General features: G+C 71.2%; 20 protein-coding genes. 10 read left to right on the forward strand and 10 right to left on the reverse strand.

Going from position 1 to position 21,884, the window contains the following annotated elements:
• Positions 1-32 precede the first annotated feature (32 nt).
• Positions 33-2,123, reverse strand: a complete 2,091-nt coding sequence (fusA, locus tag ABT025_RS11730) for an elongation factor G (RefSeq protein WP_350992605.1) — start codon at positions 2,121-2,123, stop codon at positions 33-35.
• Positions 2,124-2,607: 484 nt separating this feature from the next.
• Between fusA and ABT025_RS11735 the strand changes: the two genes are divergently transcribed.
• Entirely contained in the window at positions 2,608-4,323 is a 1,716-nt protein-coding gene (locus ABT025_RS11735; protein ID WP_350992607.1) for an ATP-binding protein, read from the forward strand.
• Here ABT025_RS11735 and ABT025_RS11740 read toward each other — a convergent pair.
• On the reverse strand, positions 4,308-4,613 hold the full coding sequence (locus ABT025_RS11740; RefSeq protein ID WP_350992609.1) for a hypothetical protein: 306 nt from the start codon (positions 4,611-4,613) through the stop codon (positions 4,308-4,310). The genes ABT025_RS11735 and ABT025_RS11740 overlap by 16 nt on opposite strands.
• Positions 4,614-4,717: 104 nt before the next feature.
• Entirely contained in the window at positions 4,718-5,611 is an 894-nt protein-coding gene (locus ABT025_RS11745; RefSeq protein ID WP_350992611.1) for a DUF2510 domain-containing protein, read from the reverse strand.
• Positions 5,612-5,850: 239 nt separating this feature from the next.
• Here ABT025_RS11745 and ABT025_RS11750 point away from each other — a divergent pair, with 239 nt between their 5' ends.
• The 5 genes from ABT025_RS11750 to ABT025_RS11770 all read left to right on the forward strand — a co-directional run bounded on the left by ABT025_RS11750 (position 5,851) and on the right by ABT025_RS11770 (position 8,703).
• Positions 5,851-6,012 carry a hypothetical protein gene (locus ABT025_RS11750; protein WP_350992613.1) on the forward strand — a complete coding sequence of 54 codons (162 nt, stop codon included), beginning with the start codon at positions 5,851-5,853 and terminating at the stop codon, positions 6,010-6,012.
• A gap of 117 nt (positions 6,013-6,129) precedes the next feature.
• Complete coding sequence (locus tag ABT025_RS11755; protein ID WP_350992615.1) at positions 6,130-6,909, forward strand: crotonase/enoyl-CoA hydratase family protein; 780 nt, start codon at positions 6,130-6,132, stop codon at positions 6,907-6,909.
• Between the two features lie 251 nt (positions 6,910-7,160).
• A complete protein-coding gene (locus ABT025_RS11760) occupies positions 7,161-7,538 on the forward strand; it encodes a nuclear transport factor 2 family protein (protein ID WP_350992617.1) in 378 nt (125 codons plus the stop codon).
• Positions 7,539-7,661: 123 nt separating this feature from the next.
• Positions 7,662-7,910 (forward strand): hypothetical protein, encoded by a 249-nt coding sequence (locus tag ABT025_RS11765; RefSeq protein WP_350992619.1) that lies wholly within the window; start codon positions 7,662-7,664, stop codon positions 7,908-7,910.
• Between the two features lie 61 nt (positions 7,911-7,971).
• Entirely contained in the window at positions 7,972-8,703 is a 732-nt protein-coding gene (locus ABT025_RS11770) for a FadR/GntR family transcriptional regulator (protein WP_350992621.1), read from the forward strand.
• A gap of 291 nt (positions 8,704-8,994) precedes the next feature.
• Here the strand turns inward: ABT025_RS11770 and ABT025_RS11775 are convergent, their stop codons facing one another.
• Positions 8,995-9,624 carry a TetR/AcrR family transcriptional regulator gene (locus ABT025_RS11775; RefSeq protein WP_350992623.1) on the reverse strand — a complete coding sequence of 210 codons (630 nt, stop codon included), beginning with the start codon at positions 9,622-9,624 and terminating at the stop codon, positions 8,995-8,997.
• A 193-nt stretch (positions 9,625-9,817) separates the two neighbouring features.
• On the opposite strand from ABT025_RS11775, the gene ABT025_RS11780 reads away from it, so the two are divergent.
• From ABT025_RS11780 to ABT025_RS11795, 4 genes are all read left to right on the forward strand, one after another.
• Positions 9,818-10,780, forward strand: coding sequence for a zinc-binding dehydrogenase (locus ABT025_RS11780; protein WP_350992629.1), 963 nt, complete (start codon positions 9,818-9,820; stop codon positions 10,778-10,780).
• 585 nt (positions 10,781-11,365) lie between these two features.
• A complete protein-coding gene (locus ABT025_RS11785; protein ID WP_350992632.1) occupies positions 11,366-12,133 on the forward strand; it encodes a (Fe-S)-binding protein in 768 nt (255 codons plus the stop codon).
• Positions 12,130-13,671, forward strand: a complete 1,542-nt coding sequence (locus tag ABT025_RS11790) for a LutB/LldF family L-lactate oxidation iron-sulfur protein (RefSeq protein WP_350992634.1) — start codon at positions 12,130-12,132, stop codon at positions 13,669-13,671. The genes ABT025_RS11785 and ABT025_RS11790 overlap by 4 nt, the downstream gene beginning before the upstream one ends.
• Entirely contained in the window at positions 13,668-14,300 is a 633-nt protein-coding gene (locus ABT025_RS11795) for a LutC/YkgG family protein (protein ID WP_350992636.1), read from the forward strand. The genes ABT025_RS11790 and ABT025_RS11795 overlap by 4 nt, the downstream gene beginning before the upstream one ends.
• Positions 14,301-14,354: 54 nt before the next feature.
• Here the strand turns inward: ABT025_RS11795 and ABT025_RS11800 are convergent, their stop codons facing one another.
• The 6 genes from ABT025_RS11800 to ABT025_RS11825 all read right to left on the reverse strand — a co-directional run bounded on the left by ABT025_RS11800 (position 14,355) and on the right by ABT025_RS11825 (position 21,875).
• The gene (locus ABT025_RS11800; protein WP_350992638.1) at positions 14,355-16,256 is read right to left on the reverse strand and encodes a DUF2264 domain-containing protein; all 1,902 of its coding nucleotides are present in this window, start codon (positions 16,254-16,256) and stop codon (positions 14,355-14,357) included.
• The gene (locus ABT025_RS11805) at positions 16,253-17,293 is read right to left on the reverse strand and encodes a hydroxyacid dehydrogenase (protein WP_350992640.1); all 1,041 of its coding nucleotides are present in this window, start codon (positions 17,291-17,293) and stop codon (positions 16,253-16,255) included. Before ABT025_RS11805 ends, ABT025_RS11800 begins: the two co-directional genes overlap by 4 nt.
• Before the next feature lie 36 nt (positions 17,294-17,329).
• Complete coding sequence (locus tag ABT025_RS11810) at positions 17,330-18,205, reverse strand: carbohydrate ABC transporter permease (protein ID WP_350992642.1); 876 nt, start codon at positions 18,203-18,205, stop codon at positions 17,330-17,332.
• On the reverse strand, positions 18,202-19,194 hold the full coding sequence (locus tag ABT025_RS11815) for a carbohydrate ABC transporter permease (RefSeq protein ID WP_350992644.1): 993 nt from the start codon (positions 19,192-19,194) through the stop codon (positions 18,202-18,204). Before ABT025_RS11815 ends, ABT025_RS11810 begins: the two co-directional genes overlap by 4 nt.
• A 47-nt stretch (positions 19,195-19,241) precedes the next feature.
• Positions 19,242-20,600, reverse strand: coding sequence for an ABC transporter substrate-binding protein (locus ABT025_RS11820; RefSeq protein ID WP_350992646.1), 1,359 nt, complete (start codon positions 20,598-20,600; stop codon positions 19,242-19,244).
• Between the two features lie 102 nt (positions 20,601-20,702).
• The gene (locus ABT025_RS11825) at positions 20,703-21,875 is read right to left on the reverse strand and encodes a substrate-binding domain-containing protein (protein WP_350992648.1); all 1,173 of its coding nucleotides are present in this window, start codon (positions 21,873-21,875) and stop codon (positions 20,703-20,705) included.
• Positions 21,876-21,884: the final 9 nt, after the last annotated feature.

Genomic DNA, 21,884 nt, shown 5'->3' on the forward strand with positions numbered 1-21,884 from the left:
ACCCGCTGACGGGTGGGACCGGCCCTTGCGCGCTAGCGCACAGGGTTCGCGCCGGACACCGCCACGGGTGCCGGTGCGTAGCCGGTGGCCCGGGTGGTGAACGTCCCCCGGCCCTGCGTGCGGCTGCGCAGCCGCGTCGCGTAGCCGAACAGCTCGGCCAGCGGCACGGTCGCCGTGATCACCGCCGCACCGGCCCGTGCCGTGGAGCCGGACACCCGGCCGCGCCGCGCGGCCAGATCACCGAGCACCCCGCCGACGGCGTCGTCGGGCACGGTCGCCGTGAGTTCGACGACCGGTTCCAGCAGTACCATCGCACTGGCACGCAGCGCCTCACGCAGCGCGAACCTTCCGGCGGTGCGGAACGCCATCTCCGAGGAGTCCTTCGGGTGAGTGGCGCCATCGGTCAGCGTCACCCGCACCCCGGTCACCGGATGTCCACCGATGGGACCCTCCACCAGTGCGTCCCGGCAGCCCGCCTCGACCGCCCTGACGTACTCCTGCGGAACCCTTCCTCCGACGACGGCCGAGCGGAACACGAACTCCACCGCGCCCGGACCCTCCTCGCCCGCCCACGGCTCGACATCGATGACCACATGGGCGAACTGCCCCGCCCCACCGTCCTGTTTGACGTGCCGGTAGACCAGACCGGACACACCGCGGGCGACCGTCTCGCGGTAGGCGACCTGCGGCCGGCCGACCCGGACGTCCAGGCCATGGGCGCGGCGGATCTTCTCCACCGCCACCTCCAGGTGCAGCTCGCCCATGCCCGAGAGCACCGTCTGGCCCGTCTCGGAGTCCGTCCGTACCGCCAGCGACGGATCCTCCTCGACCAGCCGCACGAGCGCCGCCATCAGCCGTTCCGTGTCGGTGCTCCGCCGGGCCTCGACCGCGACCGAGACGACAGGATCGGCCACCGTCGGCGGTTCGAGGACCAGCGGGGCGTCCGGCGCGCACAGGGTGGCTCCGGCCCGGGCCGCCTTGGGGCCGATGACCGCGACGATGTCCCCGGCCACCGCCGTGTCGACGTCGACATGCCGGTCCGCCTGGACCCGAAGGATCCGGCCGATGCGTTCGCTGCGCCGGGCGCCGACGTCCAGCACCGTCTCCCCCTTCCTGACGGTTCCCGAGTACACGCGCAGATAGGTCAGCCGACCCGTCGCCGTCGCGTTGACCTTGAACGCGAGCGCGGCGAACGGCGCCGCCGGATCGGCGGCCCGCTCCTGCACCGCGTCGCCGAGCGTGCCGCGCACGGGCGGTACGTCCAGCGGGGAGGGCAGGTAGGCCACGACGGCCTCCAGCAGCGGCTCGACACCGCGGTTGCGGTAGGCCGAACCGCAGAGCACCACGACACCTTCACCGGTACGGGTCAGATCGCGCAGCGCCGCGGACAGCGTCCGCTCCGAGAGTTCCGAGCGTGCGCAGAACTCCTCCAGCGCGGCCGGATGGAGCTCCGCCACCGCCTCCTCCAGCAGCCGTCGGCGCCGCCGTGCCTCCTCCCGCAGCTCATCGGGCACCTCCCCTTCCTCGTACGTGTCGCGGCCGTCGGCCCAGACGAGTGCCCGCATGCGCAGCAGATCGACCACTCCGCCGAACTGTTCCTCCCGGCCGATCGGCAGCTGGACCACGAGCGGGATCGTGTGCAGCCGCTCCCGGATCGACGCGACCGCCGTGTCCAGGTCCGCGCCGGCCCGGTCGAGTTTGTTGACGAAGGCGATACGCGGCACCGCGTGCCGGTCGGCCTGGCGCCACACCGACTCGCTCTGCGGCTCCACGCCTGCGACCGCGTCGAAGACCGCGATCGCGCCGTCCAGCACCCGCAGCGAACGCTCGACCTCGTCGGCGAAGTCGACATGCCCCGGAGTGTCGATCAGATTGATCCGGTGCCCCGCCCAGGTGCAGCTCACTGCGGCGGCGAAGATGGTGATGCCGCGGTCGCGTTCCTGGGAGTCGAAGTCGGTGATGGTCGTCCCGTCGTGGACCTCGCCGCGCTTGTGGGTGGTGCCGGTGGCGTAGAGGATCCGCTCGGTGACGGTGGTCTTCCCTGCATCGACGTGGGCGAGGATGCCCAGGTTGCGAACGTCGGTGAGAGCGCCGGTGAGTTGACGGTGAGGTTCGGTACGCACGGTCCGTGGCCTTTCGGGTGATCCGGAAGAAGACGGCGCGATGCCCGGACGAAGCGGCCGTTCAAGGTGCCGCGGAGCTCCCGCCGCCGACCGCGGCGCGCAGGGGCGCGCCGTCGCGTCGACGGTCCGTCAAAAAGTGGACAGGGCTCAGGTGTTCGTCACGGGGTCCGGGGCCGGCCGCGCAGCCGGCGCCGGGCGGAGGTAGACACCAGGATCACCTCGTACCGCGACAGGGGAACGACGACAGCGGTGCGGTAGCGCACGGCAGGTCTCCCCTCGATGGTCACGGTGTGCGCGCCGCGTCGGAGTGCCGGCGCGCGATTTCGTGGCGAGTCTAGAGAACCGGGTGAGCGCGGGGGAAGCGGTTTTTCCTGCTGTGACAACGCTGGGGCGGGCCGGGGACGGATCCGTACCGCATCGCGCGCAACCATGGGGCGTTTCCGGCTGTCACCTCTACCACCGACGGGTTCCGAAGGGGGAGCGCATGGGAGCTGTCCGGATGCTGTTGCCGTTGCTGCGGGCGGCCACCGGCCGGGACGGGAGGCGCCCGGGCGGCAGGCTGCTGGCCGTCGCCCTGCTCCGATGCGCTTCGCCCCGATGGACGCTCGTGCGGCCGAAGCCGCTGGAGCGCCGGCTCGTATGGAGCGAGGAGGCCGTCTCCGTGGGCCGGGCCGCTGTGGTTCGCGCGCGGCCCGGTGCTCCCGGCCTGCTCGCCCGTTCGCTCGGACTGCACGCCCAACTGCTGGTCCAGACCGACAGATACGAGGAGGCGCTTGCAGCGGCCGAGGGGTCCCTGTCGGTCCCGGAGAGCCACGCCTCATCGCGGCAGATCGCTTTCTGCCATCTGATGCGGACCTTCGCGCTGGCCTGGCTGGACCGGCCAGACGAGGCTGTCGTGGCCGCCCGGCGCAGCGTGGCCGGCTACCGGTCCGCGGTGCCCCGGCGGGCCGACCGGTACTTGGGCAGCACCGCCGCCGCGCTGCGCGCGCAGGCGTGGGTCCTCGGCCGGGCCGGGCGCACAGCCGAATCCGTCACGGTCTACTTCGAGTGTGCCGAACTGATGCGGGCGCTGCCCCTGTGGCAGCAGGCCCGGCTGGTCGTGCTGGAGTTCAGGGTGCTGGCCGAACTGACCGGCGGTCTGCGCGTGCTCGGCCGGTTCGGGGAAGCGGTCGAGGTGGGCGACAGCGCCGGGGAGCGCATCGCCCCCTTCGTCGCGAGGCTCTACCCGGAAGCCCGCTTGCTGGGTGCCGGGTTGCTCATCGACCTGGCGTGGTGCATCGGCGTCACCGGAGACCTTCCGCGGGCCCGTGCCACGGCCGAGGAGGCCGTGGCACGTTGCAGGGCACTGCGCGGCAACGACGACCCGGTGGTGGGTGAGTCCCTGCTCGCCCTCGCTCTGGACTGCCTGGCTCACCACCTCGACCGGCTGGACGCGCACGCCGAGGAGCGGGCGGTGTGCGAGGAACTCGTAGTGATCGGTGAGCGGTTGGCCGTCACTGCTCCGGATGTTCACGAGCCCGGGCTCGCCGCTGCCCTCGACTCGCTGGCCCACTGTCGCGCCCGCGACGGCGAGGGCCACGCGGCCGTGGCCGCCGGCGAACGCTGCGTGGAGCTTTACCGCCGCGCCGTCAGACGCGATCCCTCGCTGTACGAAACGGAGTTGGCCCGGACGCTGGCCAATCTCAGCGTTCGGTTGCGTGTGACGGGCGATTTCGGCGGCGCAGTGGCCGCTGCGGGCGAAGCGCTGTCGATCACCCGCCGCCTTGCCGAGTCCGGCGGGGAGGCGCAGCGGTCAGCGGTTGCCGGCCGGCTGTCGGTCCTCGGCCGGGCCCGGTACGGGGCGGAGGACGACGAAGGCTCCGCGGCCTGCTTCGAGGAGGCGGAGACGCTCCTGCGGGAGCTCATGGCGGCAGACGATCCTGGACCGTACGAGGACGGGCTCGCCGCCGCACAGTCCGGGCTCGCCAAGGCCCTGGGAGCGGCGGCCGACGGCCACCTCGACGCCGGCCGCGCCGACGCGGCGGTGACGGTCCTGCGCCGAATGATGGAGCTCACCGGGCGTACCACGCTGACCGATGTCCACGCCGAGTGTGTCAGTGCCTTCGCCCGGGCACGCGACCGGGACCCGGAGGGGGTGCGGCAGTCCTGGCGGCGGGCCACGGGAGAACCGTGGCCCACCTTCGTCTACCGGGCCGGCTGAGCCGGGGCGCGGCCCGGGGCGGCGGATCGGCGGGCGCCGTGCCGGGCCAGTGGCTTCCAGGTCCTGCACCGGCGCAGCGCGCTCCGGCCGCAGCCGCGCCATTCGGCGGGGGAGACGCCCGTCCCGTGGCCGGTGCGGGTGATCAGCGCGTTCACCGGGGTCAGCGGGTCCAGGGCCATCGTGGTGCGGGCCAGCAGGACCCCGATCACCAGCGGGGCCAGCGTGACGGCCAGTGTGGTGCCGGTGCTGGTCATCTGCTGCATGCGGGGGCGCGGTGCGTCTGGAGCCATGACCCCATTCCACCAACGGTGGACCGGCGCGGGATCGGCCGACGTACTCAGTCCGGGCGGCCCGGGTACTCACCCGGGCCGCTGCGGCCCACCACGCCGACGGGCTACGCCGTGGTGCCCGGACCGGAACCCGTGCCCGAGGCGGCCTTGATGCCCTTGGTGATGTCGTCCAGGACGGACAGGGCGGGTGCCTTGGCGTTGATGTCGAACCCGGACCGGACGACGATCAGCATGTCCTTGGCCTGCGGCGAGGGAAACGCCAGGGATTCGACGTATCCGTCGTCGCCGTTCTTCGTCACCACCTTCCAGCGCACCCGGTAGCCCTGCTGGCCGGCCACCGTGACCGCCTCGGACTTCAACTGCTGGTGCGAGGTGATGCCGTCGTAGGTCTCCCCGCCGTAACTCTGCTCGGCATTGGCCGCGATGTCCTTCTCCGCCGTGGCCTTGGCGGTGGTGGTGCTCAGCTTCAGCGCCGCGGCCGGCGCGGAGAACACGCCGCCGCGTACGCAGGTCTCGCCGCTGTCCCCGGGGCAGGTGTACGTACCGGTGGTCACCCCGGCGCCCATGCCCGACTCGCCCTTCCAGCCGTCGGGGACCGGGATGCTGATACCGCTGGCCATGTCCGTCGCATAGCCGTCCTCGGTCTGGGGCAGCTGCTGCTCGGGGCTCTCGTCCCCGCCGCCGTTGCCTCCGCTGCCGCCCGGTGCGCCGGGCTGCCGGCTGGGGGCCTGGGACGGGGAGGTGGAGGGGGCCGTGGCGGTGTTGTCCGTCTTGCCGGAATCGTCCGACAGCAGATACACGCCGCCGCCGACGGCGGCGAGGACCACCACCGCCGCGGTGATGCCGGCGCCGATCCGTATCCGGCGGCTGCGGAGCGTGGCCGGCGGGACCCGGAGCTGATCGGTCCACTGAGTGCCGTCCCACCAGCGTTCCTGAATGGGGCCAAATCCTGTGTACCCGGGGTCTGGATGCCAGCCGGGCGGGCTCGTCTGCGTCACGGCAGCAACCGTAACCGCGCTGCGTGAGAATCCTATGAACCGAGCGGAAGCCGACAGTCCGACATGTGAGGCATCAGATGGCTTGGGCGGATTCTCTTGATCAGGATCTTCGGCATTCTGCTGTCGTGTCGCCGTCCGCGCCCAGGGCCGGTCGCCGCTTGCCCGGAGCCGGGTGGTGAGCGCCGCCCACAGGCTTCGGTCGCGGCGTCCACTTCGGTCCGGGCTCACCGCTGGGCGTGATGGAGGCCGACGCCGTGCTCGGGGTGCTGATCGGTGCCATCCCGGACCTGACCCTCGGCGTGCCCGGGGTGAGCCGCGTCCCGCAGGCCTCCTTCATCGCCGACGGACTCCGGCAGCCGCCGGTGACCTTGTGGCCCGCGAGGGGCGTGGCTGCTGTGTGACCTACGGCGGGTCCCTCCCGTATGACCGGTCCCTCCCGTACGGTTCGCGAAGGGGCCGGGCCCGGTGGACGAACGGCCCGGCGCCGGGCCCGGCCGGCACCCGTGGAAGGGCGAACGATGAGCGAGAGTCCCGCCGTACGGATCGAGCGCGACGGACCCGTTTTCACGGTGATCCTGTCCCGTCCCGCGGCCCGCAACGCGGTCGACGGCCCGACAGCCCGCCAACTGGCCGACGCCTTCCGCATGTTCGACACCGACCCCGATGCGGCGGTGGCCGTGCTGTGGGGTGAGGGCGGTACGTTCTGCGCCGGTGCCGACCTCAAGTCGATCGGCACCGAACGCGGCAACACCGTCACCGCCGAGGGTGACGGACCGATGGGACCCACCCGGATGCGGCTCGGAAAACCCGTCATCGCCGCAGTCGCCGGGCACGCGGTGGCCGGCGGTCTGGAGCTGGCTGCCTGGTGCGATCTGCGGGTCGCCGAACAGGACGCGGTCTTCGGGGTGTTCTGCCGTCGATGGGGTGTGCCGCTGGTGGACGGCGGCACGGTACGGCTGCCGCGCCTCATCGGTGAGAGCCGGGCCATGGACATGATTCTCACCGGCCGGCCGGTCCCGGCCGAGGAGGCGTACGGAATGGGGCTGGTCAACCGGCTCGTCCCCACGGGCGGGTCCCGGAGCGCGGCGGAGCAACTCGCCCGGGAGATCGCCGGGTTTCCCCAGCTGTGTCTGCGCCACGACCGGCTCTCCGTGCGCGAACAGCACGATCTGAGTGAGCCGGACGCACTGGCCGCGGAGTACCGGCACGGTCTGGTGCCGCTGACGGCGGGGGAGACGCAGGCGGGTGCCGGCCGGTTCGGCCGCGGGGCCGGCCGTCACGGAGCCTTCGGCGACTGAGGTGGGGGACGGTGGGCTGAGGGTCCCTCGGTCCGGATCGAGGGCGGGGTCCGTGCGTGTCCGCGCGTCTTCGCCCAAGGGTTGTCGCGCAATTCCTGGCGGGCGCGCGACGACAGCTACGGCACCTCGCGGCGTTGTCGGAACGCCCGAATGCATCCAGTGTTCGGGCGTCCCTCCGCCTTGCCAGGCACCGCATCCGACGCCGCGCGCTGATCCGCCAGGAATCGCCGAACAGCCCTTAGGGTCCACGCATGAGCGCAAGCAATGAGGAGGAACGGTCCGTGCGGGCCGCCGTCGAGGGCGAACTGAAGCTGCTGGATCCCGGCGTGCGGGCGTCGCCCGAAGCGGTGACCGAGCTACTCGACCCGGAGTTCGTCGAGTTCGGAGCTTCGGGGCGGCGCTACGACAGGACGTCGATCCTGGACGTCACCTCAGCCGTCGACGGGAGCGCTCCGGACCGGAGCACCGCCACCGAGATGTCCGGTGTGCTGCTGGCACCGGGGCTCGTCCATCTGACGTACGTATCGGAGGGCAACGGTCGTCGTGTCAGGCGCAGTTCACTCTGGCGGCGCTCCGAGTCGGGCTGGCGGATGTACTTCCACCAGGGCACGCCGACCGGCCCGTCGTAGCCTGACCTGCGAGTCCCTGCGAGTCCCTGCGAGTCCCTGCGAGTCCCTGCGAGTCCCTGCGAGTGACGCGAATGCGGGCGAATGCCGGCGGGCAGTCCGCGGGTGGTTGGTCAGGCCCATCGGATGACGGCGTTGCGATATCCCACCAAGCCCCGGCCCGGCGACCGCGAGTCCGCGCTGCGCGCCCTGAGCGGGTACGCCCCCGAGGGGGCCGTCCTCGACGTCGACCGCGGCCACACGGATCCGCACTCGATCGTCCTGTTCGGCGGGCAGGTGCGGGTGGACGCCATCGGCCGCCGCGTCCTGGTGACATGTTGGCGCAGTGGACGCCCTCCACCTTTCTGGTCCGACCACATGTCGTGTGTGACATAGTGGGAGATTCGGACAACAGTGGTCGGCAAGGGAACGGCTCCGGCCGGGCAGGGGGTGGCGGATGCCCGTCGAATGGCAGCCCGTACGGCAGTCGCGGACACATGAGCTGGTGCTCCAGAGCATCGAGCAGCGGGTGTTCTCCGGGGATCTCAAGGCCGGTGACCGGCTGCCGCCCGAACGGGAGCTCGCCCCGGTCCTCGGGGTCAGCCGGTCGGCCCTGCGTGAGGCGCTGAGGGTGCTGGAGACCATCGGTGTCCTGGTGGCCCAGCCGGGCCGGGGCCCGGACGCCGGGGCACGCATCGTCCGTAACCCCGACGACGCGCTGGGGCGGCTGCTCCGCCTCCACTTCGCCCTCGGCAGCTACAGCCTGGAGGACGTGCTGGAAGCGCGCGTCACGCTGGAGCGGTCCAGCTTCGAGGCCGCCGCGCGGCACGCGTCCGCGGCGGATCTGGACGAGGCCGAGGCCCTGCTCGTACGGATGGGGGAGCCGGGGGTCGACGTGCCGGAGTTCAACGACCTGGACACCCGCTTCCATGTCCAGATCGCCCGCAGCTCAGGCAACGAGCTGACGTCCACGCTCACCTCCGCCGTCCGCGAGTCGGTCCGGCCGCTGATCCTGCGGGCCCTGGAGGCCGCCGAGAACTGGCCGGCCACCGCTGCCGCACTCAACGCGGACCACACCGAACTGCTCCGCCTGGTGCGGGCGGGCGAGGGTGCGAGGGCCGCCGATGTGGTCGAGGCGCACATCCGGGGGCTGCACGGAAAGCTGGTCGACGAGAAGACCACTGCCTGAACCACGAACCCCGGTGCGGGTCCGGTGGGCACGCAGGTTCTCGCAAGTTGACGTGTCGCGTATCCGCCAGTGGTCTCCTGCTCGGTCATCCTGAGTTGTCGGTGGTGCCTCCTGATCGCTCTGTGCCGTCGTGGCCGGGCAGCGGCCTCATGGGTGAGCTGGTCCTCCATGACGCCACAAGCCCAGGAGCCGAACAAGGTCACCCTGCGGACCCGTAGAACATGCCCTGGACGATCTGTTCCAAGGGGTTCGGTGGTTCGTGCGTCGGGCGTGGATACCGCTCGCCCACGGTCAGGCGCTGTCCGGTGATACGGATACCAGCCGTGCCGCCGGTGGTAGTGGTGCGTGCTGAGGGCAGGCTGCGAACGCCTGGATCGCCAACCCTGCGAAGCGGCGGGAGGCCATGACCTGGGTGTCGGCCGATCTCGTGTGGATCCCCTTGTTGGCCATGAGGACGAGAACGAGGTCGTCCACGACGAAGTCGGACCGCAGATGCCCTGCCTCCTTGGCCCGCTGGGCCAGACCGGCGACCGCTTTCACCGTGTACTCACGGCCCGCGACATCCGGCGCCCCCGGGAAGGCCGACATGAAGGCTTCGCCGAAACCCCGGTTCCGCGCGTGCAGTTCACAGATCTTCTCGATCACCAGGCAGAGGCCACGCCACGGATCGGGATCGGCGCACCCGTCGTCGACGACGGTGCGACATGCCCGCAACTGGTCCGCGAAGGCTTCGGTGGCCAGCACCTGCTTGGTCGGGAAGTGACGGTACAAGGTGGCGGGTCCGACCCCCGCATGCCGCGCGATCTCCCGCATCGGCACGTCCAGGCCGTCGGCGGAGAACAGTGCTCGGGCCGCATCGAGGATGCGCTCGCGGTTGTCCAGCGCGTCGGAACGCAGAGTGTGAGGCAAGCGGTCGATCATGCTCTCACTTTACCTAAACGGACGGGGGCGTCCGTTAGCGTTCAGGACGTAGCAGCTCACCGAGATCATCGGGGCGCACAGCACCGGGACCGAACCCTGTCGCGCCGTGAACCCCCTCCCGTCGCCGACAGCGACCGGCGGCGGGTGATGAGCACGACCGCATTTGACCGGTCCGAGAACATGGGAGACGGCATTGAAGGCAATCGCGATCCAGGCGTACGGAGGTCCCGAAGGTCTGGCTGTTGTCGACCTGCCGGTGCCGGTACCTGCTGCCGGACAGGTGGTGATCGCCACCGAGGCCGTGGGCGTCGGCGGAGTCGACACCGTGATTCGAAGCGGGGCCCTGGCCGCGTACGGTTTCAAGGAGGGCCACATCCCGGGCAGCGAGGTGGCGGGCACCGTGACCGCGGTCGGTGACGGTGTCGACGCCTCGTGGATCGGCAGGCGGGTGTGGGCCTTCACCGGCACCGGCGGAGGCTACGTCGAACAGGCCCTCGCGCCGGTCGAGGAGATCGTTCCCCTTCCCGTGGACCTGTCCGCAGTCGATGCGGTGACACTCGGCAGTTCCGGCGTGGTGGCCCACTTCGGGCTCCGCCACGCCCACTTCGCTCCCGGGGAGACGGTCCTGGTGCGTGGTGCGGCCGGCAGCATCGGGATCATGGCGGTGCAACTCGCCGCTCGCGGCGGTGCCGCCGCGGTGGCGGTCACCACCTCCTCGGCCGAGCGGGGCGAGCGGCTGCGACGTCTCGGCGCGACCGACGTGCTGGACCGCTCCGGCGAAGGAGGGGGACGGGCTCCCGCAGGCTATGACGTCATCATCGACGTGGTGGCCGGCAAGGACATGCCGTCGTTCTTCGACCGGCTCAACCCGAACGGCCGCCTGGTGGCCGTGGGCGCTGTCGCAGGACAGCCGCCGGCGGACTTCGGAACGAGGATCATGGCGGCGTTCCAGAAGTCGATGTCCTTCGCCGCCTTCAGTGCAGCCACCGTCGCCGGAGCCGACCGGCGTGCCGTGCGGAGCGAGCAGTTCGCCGCGGCGGGCCGGGGCGAGATCGAAACGGTGGTGCACGAGGTGCTGCCACTGGACGCAGCCGTGCTGGCGCACCAGAAGATGGACGCGGGCGAGGTCTTCGGCAGGATCGTGCTGACGCCGTAGCCGAGGGCATCCACGCCGGGATTGCCGCGATCCCCTGCGCAGTCGGGGCGACGGAGTCCAATGCCGGCGCGTCAAGACAGAGTCGGACTACCTCTCGGCCGCGCTTCAACGTGAAACCGCTCATTCGTTTCACCTCCGAGGCGCGGTGGCTGAGGCGCTGCGTCCTGCGGCGCGTTCTCGTCCTCACCGCCGCAATGCGGCACAACGCCCACACCGGCCGGCCAGTCCTGTGCGCCTTGACCGCTTGCGACCACTGAGCCCCTCGGAATCGAGCACATCCAGAAGGCCCGGTCACCCCGCGGAGATCAACCTCTGCGTACGTCTCCGGGCTCAGCAACCCCACCTGAACGGGGAGATCCGCAGTCAGAACCATGATCAATTCCAGCGCCAGTCAGGGTTCATCGCTCCCCGGACCGGAATCGACCGCCCCTGGCAGGGGTGCCGGGACGGCTTTGCATGCGCGGACAGACCGGTGCGAGTCACCCGTCCGCCGATGTCGCACCCTTCCTCGTTTCGGCTTGAGGATAGTATGGTCGGACCATAAAGCACGTTGAAGATCATGCAGAGAATTGATCGGGGAGACCCATGCGCATCGGACTCTTCGCCACCTGTCTGGGAGACACGCTCTTCCCCGAGGCGGTGAAATCCACGGCGGTGCTGCTGGCCCGCCTGGGCCACGAAGTTGTCTTCCCGCCGGGGCAGACCTGTTGCGGGCAGATGCACGTCAACACCGGCTACCAACGCGAGCCCGTCCCTCTGGTGCGCAACTTCGCCGAACAGTTCGGTGACGCCTCCATCGACGCCGTCGTCATGCCGTCGGGCTCCTGCGCGGGTTCGGTGCGTCACCAGCACGAGATCGTCGCTGAACGGTACGGGGACGCGGCGCTGCGCGCGGGCGTCGCCACGGTCAAGGCCAAAACGTACGAGCTGTCGGAGTTCCTCGTCGACGTGCTGGACGCCACCGACGTAGGCGCGTACTTCCCGCACCGCGTCACGTACCACCCCACCTGCCACTCCCTGCGCATGCTCCGGGTCGGCGACAAACCGCTGCGGCTGCTGAGGGCCGTCGACTCGATCGACCTCGTCGAGCTGCCCGAGGCCGATGCCTGCTGCGGATTCGGCGGTACCTTCGCCGTGAAGAACGCCGACACGTCGACCGCGATGCTCCAGGACAAGATGCGCCACATCGCCACCACCGACGCCGCTGTGTGCACCGCGGGCGACTCGTCCTGTCTGATGCACATCGGCGGCGGACTCTCCCGGATCAGGTCCGGCACCCGGACCCTGCACCTGGCCCAGATCCTCTCCGCCACCCGCACCTCGCCGCACGTCCTGACGGAGGCCGCCCGATGAGCAGCACCTTTCTCGGCATGCCGGCGACCCCGCCCCGCTCCCCGTACGGCACGGGAAACCTGCGCGGCGACCGGAATTTCCCCGCCGCCGCCCATGAAGACCTGGGCAACGAACAACTGCGCCGAAACCTCGGCAGGGCCACCCACACCATCCGCGCCAAACGCCTCAACGTCACCGGCGAGCTGCCCGACTGGGAGGAGCTGCGCGACGCGGGATCGGCCATCAAGACCGACACCATGAACCGGCTCCCCGAACTCCTGGAGGAGCTGGAGCGCAAGGTCACCGAGCGCGGTGGCACCGTCCACTGGGCACGGGACGGCGGCGAGGCCAACGAGATCGTCGCGCGGCTGATCAAGGAGACCGGCAGCAAGGAGGTCATCAAGGTCAAGTCGATGGCCACTCAGGAGATCGGCCTCAACGAGCACCTCGAATCGATCGGCATCACCCCGTACGAGACAGACCTCGCCGAGCTCATCGTGCAGCTCGCCCACGACAAGCCCTCGCACATCCTGGTGCCCGCGATCCACCGCAACCGGGACGAGATCCGGGAGATCTTTCTCAAGGAGATCCCGGGCGTGGACCCGTCCCTGGACAACGTCCCCGCCCACCTGGCGGCCGCGGCCCGCGCCTATCTGCGCGAGAAGTTCATGACGACGAAGGTCGCCGTCTCCGGAGCCAACTTCGGCATCGCCGAGACCGGCACCCTGTCCGTCGTCGAGTCCGAGGGCAACGGCCGCATGTGCCTGACACTGCCCGACACCCTGATCACCGTCATGGGCATCGAGAAGGTACTGCCCCGCTACCAGGACCTGGAGGTCTTCCTCCAGTTGCTGCCGCGCTCCTCCACCGGCGAGCGGATGAACCCGTACACCTCGATGTGGACCGGAGTCACCCCCGGCGACGGACCGCAGACCTTCCACCTGGTGCTGCTCGACAACGGACGCACGGCCGCCCTCGCCGACGAGATCGGCCGTGAGGCACTCAACTGCATCCGCTGCTCCGCATGTCTCAACGTCTGCCCGGTGTACGAACGCGCCGGCGGCCACGCCTACGGATCGACGTACCCCGGACCGATCGGCGCCGTCCTCACTCCGCAGCTCGCGGGCATGCACGCCGCGAAGGACGACCCCAACAGCTCGCTGCCTTACGCCTCCAGTCTGTGCGGAGCCTGCTTCGACGCCTGCCCGGTCAAGATCGACATTCCGTCGCTGCTGGTCGAGCTGCGCCACCAGCACACCGAACAGTCCGGCACCACGGCCGAGAAGCTCGCCATGAAGGCGGCGGCCGGGGTGATGAAGAGCCCGAAGCTGTTCACGGCCGCGCAGAAGGCGTCCGGGCTCGGCCGCGTACTCGCCGGACGGGACGGGAAGATCTCGCATCTGCCCCCGCCGTTCAACGGCTGGAGCGACAGCCGCGACACCCCCGCCCCGCCCAAGGAGACCTTCCGCTCCTGGCTGGCCTCGGCCGAGGGAACGGCGACGATGCGGGCCGCCGCCGACACGTACGCGCAGAACCAGCCGCAGGAGGAGGAGAAGTGACGACCGCTCGCGAAACGGTGCTCGGCCGCGTCCGGGACGCCCTGGCCCTGGCACCCGCCACCGACACCCCGATCCCGCGCGCCTACCGCACCGGGCGCACCCTCCCCGACGAGGAGCGCCTGGCGCTGTTCACCGACCGCCTCGTCGACTACAAGGCGCAGGTCCACCCCTGCACCGCCGACCGCACGGCCGAAGTCGTCGCCGAGGTGCTGCGGGAGCGGGGAGCGGGCCGGATCGGCGTGCCCGCCGGCCTCGACCCGCAGTGGCTCACCGCCCATGACGGCGAGGTCCAGCAGGACTCCGCCGACATCCCCGCCCCGCGACTGGACGACCTCGACGGAGTCGTCACCGCCTCGGCCGTCAGCTGCGCCGAGACCGGCACGATCTTCCTGGACGGATCGCCCGACCAGGGCCGGCGGGCGTTGTCCCTGGTGCCCGACCTGCACGTCTGCGTCGTCGATCTGTCGACCGTGGAGGTGGGCGTACCGGAGGCGGTGGCCCGGCTGGTGCCGGAGCGGCCCACGACGCTGATCAGCGGTCCCTCGGCCACGTCGGACATCGAACTCGAACGGGTCGAGGGCGTGCACGGGCCGCGCACCCTCGCCGTCGTGATCCGCACGGACGTGTAACGCGACCGACGGGGGTGCGCCGCAGGAAGGCGCGCACCCCCGTCCGCCACCGGCTCACCCGTGCGTGACCGTCACCGGGCCGAAGGCGATCCGGGTCGTCGCCGAGTCCTCGGCCCAGCACACCTCGACGGCGTCCCCGTCGACGTTCACCCCGCTCACCACCGTGTCGAGCGCGTCCGCTGCCGGTTCCGCGCTCAGCGACGCCAGCGCCACCAGGACCACCGTGCCCTCCGCGTCCGCGCCCAGCCGGGGCAGCACCGCCCACGGCGTGTACGCCGTGCCCTGCGGGGCACGCACCTCGTCCCGCGACTCCCAGCCGTGCAGCCCGTGCAGCGCGGACGTCACCGCGGAGCCGGGACCGGTCGCCCAGCCCGTCTGCTCCACCCGGGCGCCGTGCGGGGCGCCGAGCACCCGGTGCACGCGGAGCTCGTACCGGCCGCGGACCACCGTCACGCTCTCCACCCGCAGCCCCGGCACCATCGGCGCCCTGCCCGCGAACACCGGGCGGTGCCAGGACGCCGCCCAGCCCCAGCCGTCGCCCCCGCCCGCGCCCAGCGGCTGAATGGCCCGACGGCCGCTGCGGGTCCCGGCGACGACCACGGCCAGGTGGTTGTCGGCCGTGTTCGCCCGCGCGGTGGGACCGGTGACCGTCGAGTACGCCTGACGGCTGTACAGCGGGTCGTCCTGCACCGCCGACTCACCCTCGTGCGGGCGGACATGGTCGCTGCCGTGGTTGTGCAGCCGTACGATCCCGTCCGCCCGGGTCGACTGGACGAGCAGCCCCGGCGCCGGCAGCGCCAGCACCCGGTCGGTCCCCTCGCTCGGTGCCGGCTCCTCGGTAGCTGTCCACAGGGGGTGGTCCGCGGGGGCCAGCAGGGAGACGAAGGCCTTGGACGCCCAGTACGGGGAGGCCGGACCCGAGTAGGGCTGGAGCGTCGCCTCGTGCGGGCCGTGCCAGCCCAGGCTCAACAGGCCGTCGGTGCCGGTCGCGCCACGGTCCAGGAAGTAGCGCAGCGACCCGCTGATCACCCGCCGCGAGGCGCCCGGCGTGAGCGGGGTGTGCCCGGTGAGCGCGCCGAGCCCGACCGCCGAACCGGCCGCGAACCGGTAGGCCAGCGAACGGCCGAAGTGGATCGGGGCACCGTCCCCGCCGAACAGCAGCGCGAAGCTCTCCAGGTGCTCGCGCAGCCGCGCCCCGTAGTGCGCGGAGAGTTCGGCGTCACCGGAGAGGTGGGCGTCGAGCACGGGGTAGAGGTGCAGCGCCCAGCCGTTGTAGTGGTCGAAGGCGCGGCCGTCGCCGTCCGCGTACCAGCCCTGACCGCGGTACCAGCTCTCCATCAGGTCCTGTGCCCGGTCACGGGCGCGAGCCGTCTCCGCGTCCCCGCGGCCCACCGACTCCAGGAACCCGGCCACCGAGTAGGGGAACAGGTACCAGTTGTTCGGCGCGGGGGTGTGGCGCAGGGCGCCGCGCAACCACTCCTCGGCGCGGTCCTGCACCGCCGGGTCCAGCCGGTCCCAGAGCCACGGCCGGGTGAGCCGCAGTCCGATGGCGACCGAGGCGGACTCCACCATGGGCTGGCCGAAGACGGTGTGGTCGAGGATCAGCGGCCAGGACTCGGCGTCGTCCCGGCCCGGCGTGCGGGTACCGGCCGCGAGCCCGTCCGCGTACCGGTCGAGCCAGCCGTGCGGGTCCTTGCCGTCCGCGCCCGCGACCCGGAACGCGGCGGCGAGGAACGTGCGCGCGTAGCCCTCCAGGCCGTCGGAACGGACCCCGGAAGCGGACGGGCGTCCGGGCAGGTCGAGGAGCGCGCCGCCGGGCGTCGCCCACTGCCAGGCGGCCTTGAGCAGTCCGTCGGCCGCCGCCTCCCAGTGCGCGCGGGTGTAGCCGGTGACCGGGCTGGTGCTCCGGTCGTCGGCGGGGAGTTCCAGCGGGGAGTTCGGGTGCGGATCGGTCATGCGAGGAATGCCAGCCTTTCGCGTCGTACGGGATGGGCGAATCCGTCGCCCGCGGCCCAGCGTTCGGCCTCGCCCACCGCCAGGTCGACCAGGCGCTGCCACTCATTGCCCTGCGAGCCCGCGAGATGCGGGGTGATCAGGGCGTTCTCGCACTCCCACAGGGGGTGGCCGGGCGGCAGCCTGTCGGGGTCGGTGACGTCGAGCACCGCCCGGATGCGGTCCGTCCTCAGGACATCGACGAGCGCGTCCTGGTCGACCACGGCGCCCCGCGCGGTGTTGATGAGCACACTGTCCGGGCGCATCGACATGAGCAGCTCCCGGCTGACGAGTCCGCGCGTCGCGGGCAGCAGCGGGGTGTGGACGCTCACCACATCGCTCCGCGCGAACAGTTCGCCGAGTCCGACGGGCCGGACACCGAGCGCGGCCGCCTCCGCGTCGGAGACGTACGGATCGTGCAGCAGCACCCGCAGGTCGTACGGGCGCAGGAGCTCGATGACCCGGCGGCCGATGAGAGAGGCGGACAGGATGCCCACGGTCCGGCCGTAGTTTCCAAGGGCGGGCGAGGTGGTCAGCGAGTCGTCGCGGCCGCGCTCGGTGCGGTAGGAGTGCGCCCGCTCCAGGGCCCGTTTGCCGGAGAGCAGGATCATCGCGACGGTGTACTCCGCGACCGGGAGCGCGTTGGCGGCCGCGGCCGACGACACCTCGATGCCGCGTTCCCAGCAGGCGTCGGTGATGTGCCCGCGGACGCTGCCCGCTGTGTGCACCACCGCCCGCAGCCGGGGCGCGGAGGCGAGCGCCGCCGCGTCGAGGGGCGGACAGCCCCAGCCGGTGACCAGGAGTTCCGTGTCCGCGAGCACGGCACGGGCCCGGTCGGTGGTGAAGTCGTCGAGTACGGGAAGCGGTGCGAGGTCGCACACCTGTGAGAGCGCGGCCAGCGACCGGGTGTTCAGCAGCGCGGACGCGGTGCCCGGCTGCATGGCGACGGCGGCGCGCGGCCGTCGCCCGTCGATCGGTGCGAGAGGGGAGGTGCCGGTCATCTTTCTCCTGGTCCGGGGACGGGCTGCGGGGTCCGGCTACTTGACGGCGCCCGCCGTGAGCCCCGACTTCCAGAAGCGCTGGAGCAGCGCGAAGGCGAGGATCAACGGCAGGACCGCGAGCAGCGAACCCATGATCACCACGGGGTAGTACTCGGGCGATACGGTGGCGGCGCTGTTCCATGTGTAGAGGCCGAGGCTGACGGGATAGAGGTCCTGGTCGGAGAGCATGACCATGGGCAGGAAGAAGTTGTTCCAGATCGCGGTTAGCTGGAAGAGGAACACGGTGACCAGACCGGGGCCGAGCATCCGCAGGGCGACCCGGAAGTACGTCGTGAGCTCGCCGGCCCCGTCCACCCGGGCCGCTTCGAGCACCTCGTTCGGCACGTAGCCCTGGCTGAAGATCCGGCCGAGGTACACACCGAACGGATTGAAGAGCACCGGTATGAAGACCGACCAGAACGTGTTCACCAGACCGGTGCCCGACGCCATCAGATAGAGCGGCAGGGCCAGTACGGTCTGCGGCACCATCACCGCCGCGAGCACGAGACCGAACAGCTTCTCCTTGTGCGCGAATCGGTACTTGTCGAAGGCGTACCCGCAGGCGATGCTGATCAGCGCCCCGAGCCCGGCGCCGAGGACCGCGTACAGCAGGCTGTTGCCGTACCACCGGGTGTACAGACCGCCGTCCGTCGCGAACAGGTCCTTGAGGTTCTGCGCGAAGGAGAAGTGGTCGAGCGAGAGCACGTCGCTGCCGAACAGCGCGTCCCGGTCCTTGGACGCGGCGAGCACCAGCCACAGCACCGGCAGCAGTGTGTACAGCACCGAGACGCCGACGACCAGGTTGACGACGGAGCGGCCGAGAAGCCGGGGCCGCAGGACGGCGGCGGTGCGGGTGGGAGCGGTCGCGCTCATCGGGCGTCCTCCTCGGCGGCGGAGCGGTTGGTCCAGCGGGTCACGCCGTACGAGAGCGCGATCGTGCACACCAGCAGAACGACCGAGGCGGCAGCCGCCAGGCCGTAGTTGTTACGGGTGAACGCGGCGTCGTAGATGTACATGCTGGGCGAGAAGCGCGAGCTGATCATCGGGGTCGACTGGCTCAGCAGCATCGGCTCGGTGAAGAGCTGGAGCGCGAAGATCAGGGTGAACATCGCGACCATCACGACGGAGGAACGCACCAGGGGCGTCTTGATCTGGAGGGCGGTGCGGACGGGGCCTGCGCCGTCGACGACGGATGCCTCGATGACTTCGCGCGGCACCGCCTGCAGGGCGGCGTAGAAGACCACCATGTTGTAGCCGAGGTTGCTCCACAGGGCGATGTTCACGATGGAGGGCACCACCGTGTGCACACCGAGGAAGTCGATCGTGATGTCGGCCTTGCCGAGCAGGTCGATCACCGGGCTCAGCCCCGGTGTGTAGAGGTACAGCCAGATGACGGCGGCGATGATGCCGGGCACGGCGTGCGGCAGGAAGAGCCCGAGCTGCGCCCAGGACCGCAGCCGTACCACGCCGGAGTCCAGCAGCAGCGCCAGTGCCAGCGCGCCGACGACCATCAGCGGGATGTAGATCACGCAGTACAGGACGACGGTGCCGAGACCGCTGAGGAACGTCGGGTCGGTCAGTACGGCCGTGTAACTGCGCAGGCCGACGAAGACCGTGCGCTCCGGGCCGAAGCCGAGCCCCGGCTGGTCGTCGCTGAAGAAGCTGAGCCAGACGGCGGTGGCGACCGGGATCAGGAAGACCGTCACCAGAAGGACGAAGAAGGGGGTCATCAGGGCGCCGGCCGCGCCGAGTTCACGGCGGCGGGCCGACTTTCGGGCAGTGCGCGGGGACGTGGTGGGTGCCGGCGCCGCCGCGGAGACGTTCACGGGGGCGGAAGCCGGCGTGGTGACGGGGGTGGTCATCGGAAGTCACCTGCCTCTCTGCTGCTGGGAAGGGGACGGATCACGGTTCAGCTGCTGTGCTCGGTGGTGGACAGACCCAGCGCCCTGAGGTCGGGCATGGTGCCCCGCTGGGCCGCGCGCACGGATTCGAGCACCGATCCCTGGCCGCCGCCCACCCGGGCGAAGCCGTCCTGCATGACCTTCTGCGTGGCGGTCATCCGCGGTCCCCAGGTCCAGCCGTCCCGGATCTTGTCCGCCTCCTGCTCGAACAGGGTGTAGATGTCCTGGCCGTTGTAGTAGCCGCGGTCGAAGGCCTTGCGGCCGACGGCGACGAGACCGGGGGCGGCCGGGTACTGGCTGCTGGCGCCGCTGGAGAGCCGGGCCCTCAGCGCGTCGGGGTGCGAGACCTGCCACTCGATGAACTCGATTGCTGCCTCCGGGTGTTCGCTGTCCTTCGTGACCGCGAAGGTCGAGCCGCCGTGGGTGCCGACCGACGCGTCCCCCGCGTTCCATTGGGGGAGCGGTGCGACGGCCCACTGGCCCTTCTGGCCGGGGCGGGCCTTCATCTGCGCCCCGGCGTCCCAGGCGCCGCTGAGCCGGACCAGGATCTTGCCGGCGCTGAGCAGGGCGTCGTACTGCCTGCTGTCCACGGGGGTCATGGAGACCAGGTCCTGGTCGATCATCCGCTGCCAGTACGACGCGACGCGCCGGCTCGGTTCGTCGGCCAGCGACACGTTCCAGGCGCCGTCGCGGGTGTCGAACCACTGGGCACCGGCCTGCCAGGCGAACGCGGCGAACTGGAACGCGCCGTCCGTGGCGAAGGCCGACAGCCGGCGGCCGGGCGCCTTGCGGCGCACGGTGCGGGAGGCCTCCTCGAACGCGTCCCAGGTCCCCGGGACTTCGATCCCGTACTGCTCGAAGAGGTCCTTGCGGTAGTGCATCACCATCGGCTCGACGTCCAGCGGAAGGCTGAAGACGCGCTTGTCGAAGGTGGTCAGGTCCAGTGCCTGCGGCAGCAGCTTGGACCGCAGCGAGTCGCTCACCAGGTCCGTGAGGTCCCGGGCGACGCCGTCGATGGCGAACCCGGGGAGCTGGGGGTACTCGATCGTCGCGATGTCCGGGCCGTTGCCGGCCCGGGAGGCGTTGCTGAGTTTCGCGTAACCGCCCTGGGGTCCCGAGGGGATCTGCTGGAAGTCGACCTGGATCGTGTCGTGCGTCCGGTTGAACGCGTCGACGACTTCCTGGCTGCCGCGCAGGGCGGACCAGAAGGTGATGCGTGTGGCGTTACGGCCGGCCCTGTTGCCGGTGGTGGTCCTGGTCGTGCTGTCCGCCCCCGATGTGCCACCGCTGCAAGCGCTCAGCGCGCCCGCCAGTGGTAGTGCGGTCATCGTGGCGAGCACGGATCGACGGCTGTGTCGACCGGGCATGGGCGCCTCCCGCGGCTCCTGAATGAAGACACGGGGAATACTGATCGGCTGATCGGTAGCGGTCAATAGATCGATCAGAAGAAAAATGAAGCGGTCAAACGATCAGTTCATGGTGGGGGTGACAGGAGTGATCGCCTGCGCCGATCCCCGTACCTTCAACTCGGGCAGCACCTGTGTCCGGCGCACCGGGCCGAGCGCACCGGCCGCTCCGGAGAGCCGGTGGAGCAGGAGCTGGGCGGCCGCTCTGCCGATCTCGGCCCTCGGCGGCGACACGGCGGTCAGCGGTGTGCTGCCGAGCGCCGCGACCACGTCGTCGTACGCCACCACCGAGCAGTCCCGGGGCACCTGCACCCCGCTCTCGGCCAGGCGTTGCACCAGCATCAGCGCGTCCACGTCGCCATGCAGCACCGCGGCCGTGGCCCCGCGCTCCCGCAGCAGTGCGGCGAGATCGAGGTCGGGTGCGCCGCCACCGCTTCCGGACGGGACGGCGGGCACCGAACCCACCCCCGACGGGCCGGGGCCGGGCACCGCGTCCGGCGAACTCAGCACCACGGTCCAGTCCTCCACGTCAGGGTGGGCGGCCGCGATCTCGGCGAACGCGGCGCGCACGGTGCGTGCCGTCGGGCTGTCGTCCCGGGCGGCCAGCACGATCCGGCGGTGGCCCAGCGACACCAGGTGCTCCACGGCGAGATGCGTCCCGTACCAGTGGTCGGAACAGACGGAGTCCAGGGCGTGTAAGGTGCTGCCCGGCCGGGGCCGCCGCTCCATCAGCACGGTCGGCACGCCGGCATCCGCCAGCCAGCCGTAGTCCAGCTCCTCGGAGAGCACGCTGCGCCACCGGGGGGCGATCAGCAGTCCGCGTGCCCCGTCCGCAAGCGCCCGCTCCACCAGGGGCCGTTCGGCATCGGCCGACTGCGGTGCGAGGTACAGCGCGATACGGATCCCGGACTCCTCCAGCACGGTCCGGGCGCCGTGCAACGTCTCGTACAGGTACGAGTGCCGCTCCGGTACGACCAGGGCGACCGCGCCACCGTCGGCGGCCGGATCGCCGCCCCGCGGCGCGGGAAGCGCCGGCGGCCCCGCCGGATCGCGCACCGGCCGGGCCACTCCGTGACCGCGCCGCAGCCGCCCCGCCCGCGCCAGCTCCTCCACGTCCCGCCGCACCGTGACCACGGAGACGGCCAGCTCCTCCGCGAGCGCGCTGACCTTGACCGCGCCGCGCGACTCCACCACCGCCAGGATTCGCTGACGCCTGAGTTCAACCGGCTCCCGCATGCTGCTGGC

Source organism: Streptomyces sp. NPDC002809 (assembly GCF_040295435.1).
In the GTDB taxonomy this organism is placed as follows: Bacteria; Actinomycetota; Actinomycetes; order Streptomycetales; family Streptomycetaceae; genus Streptomyces.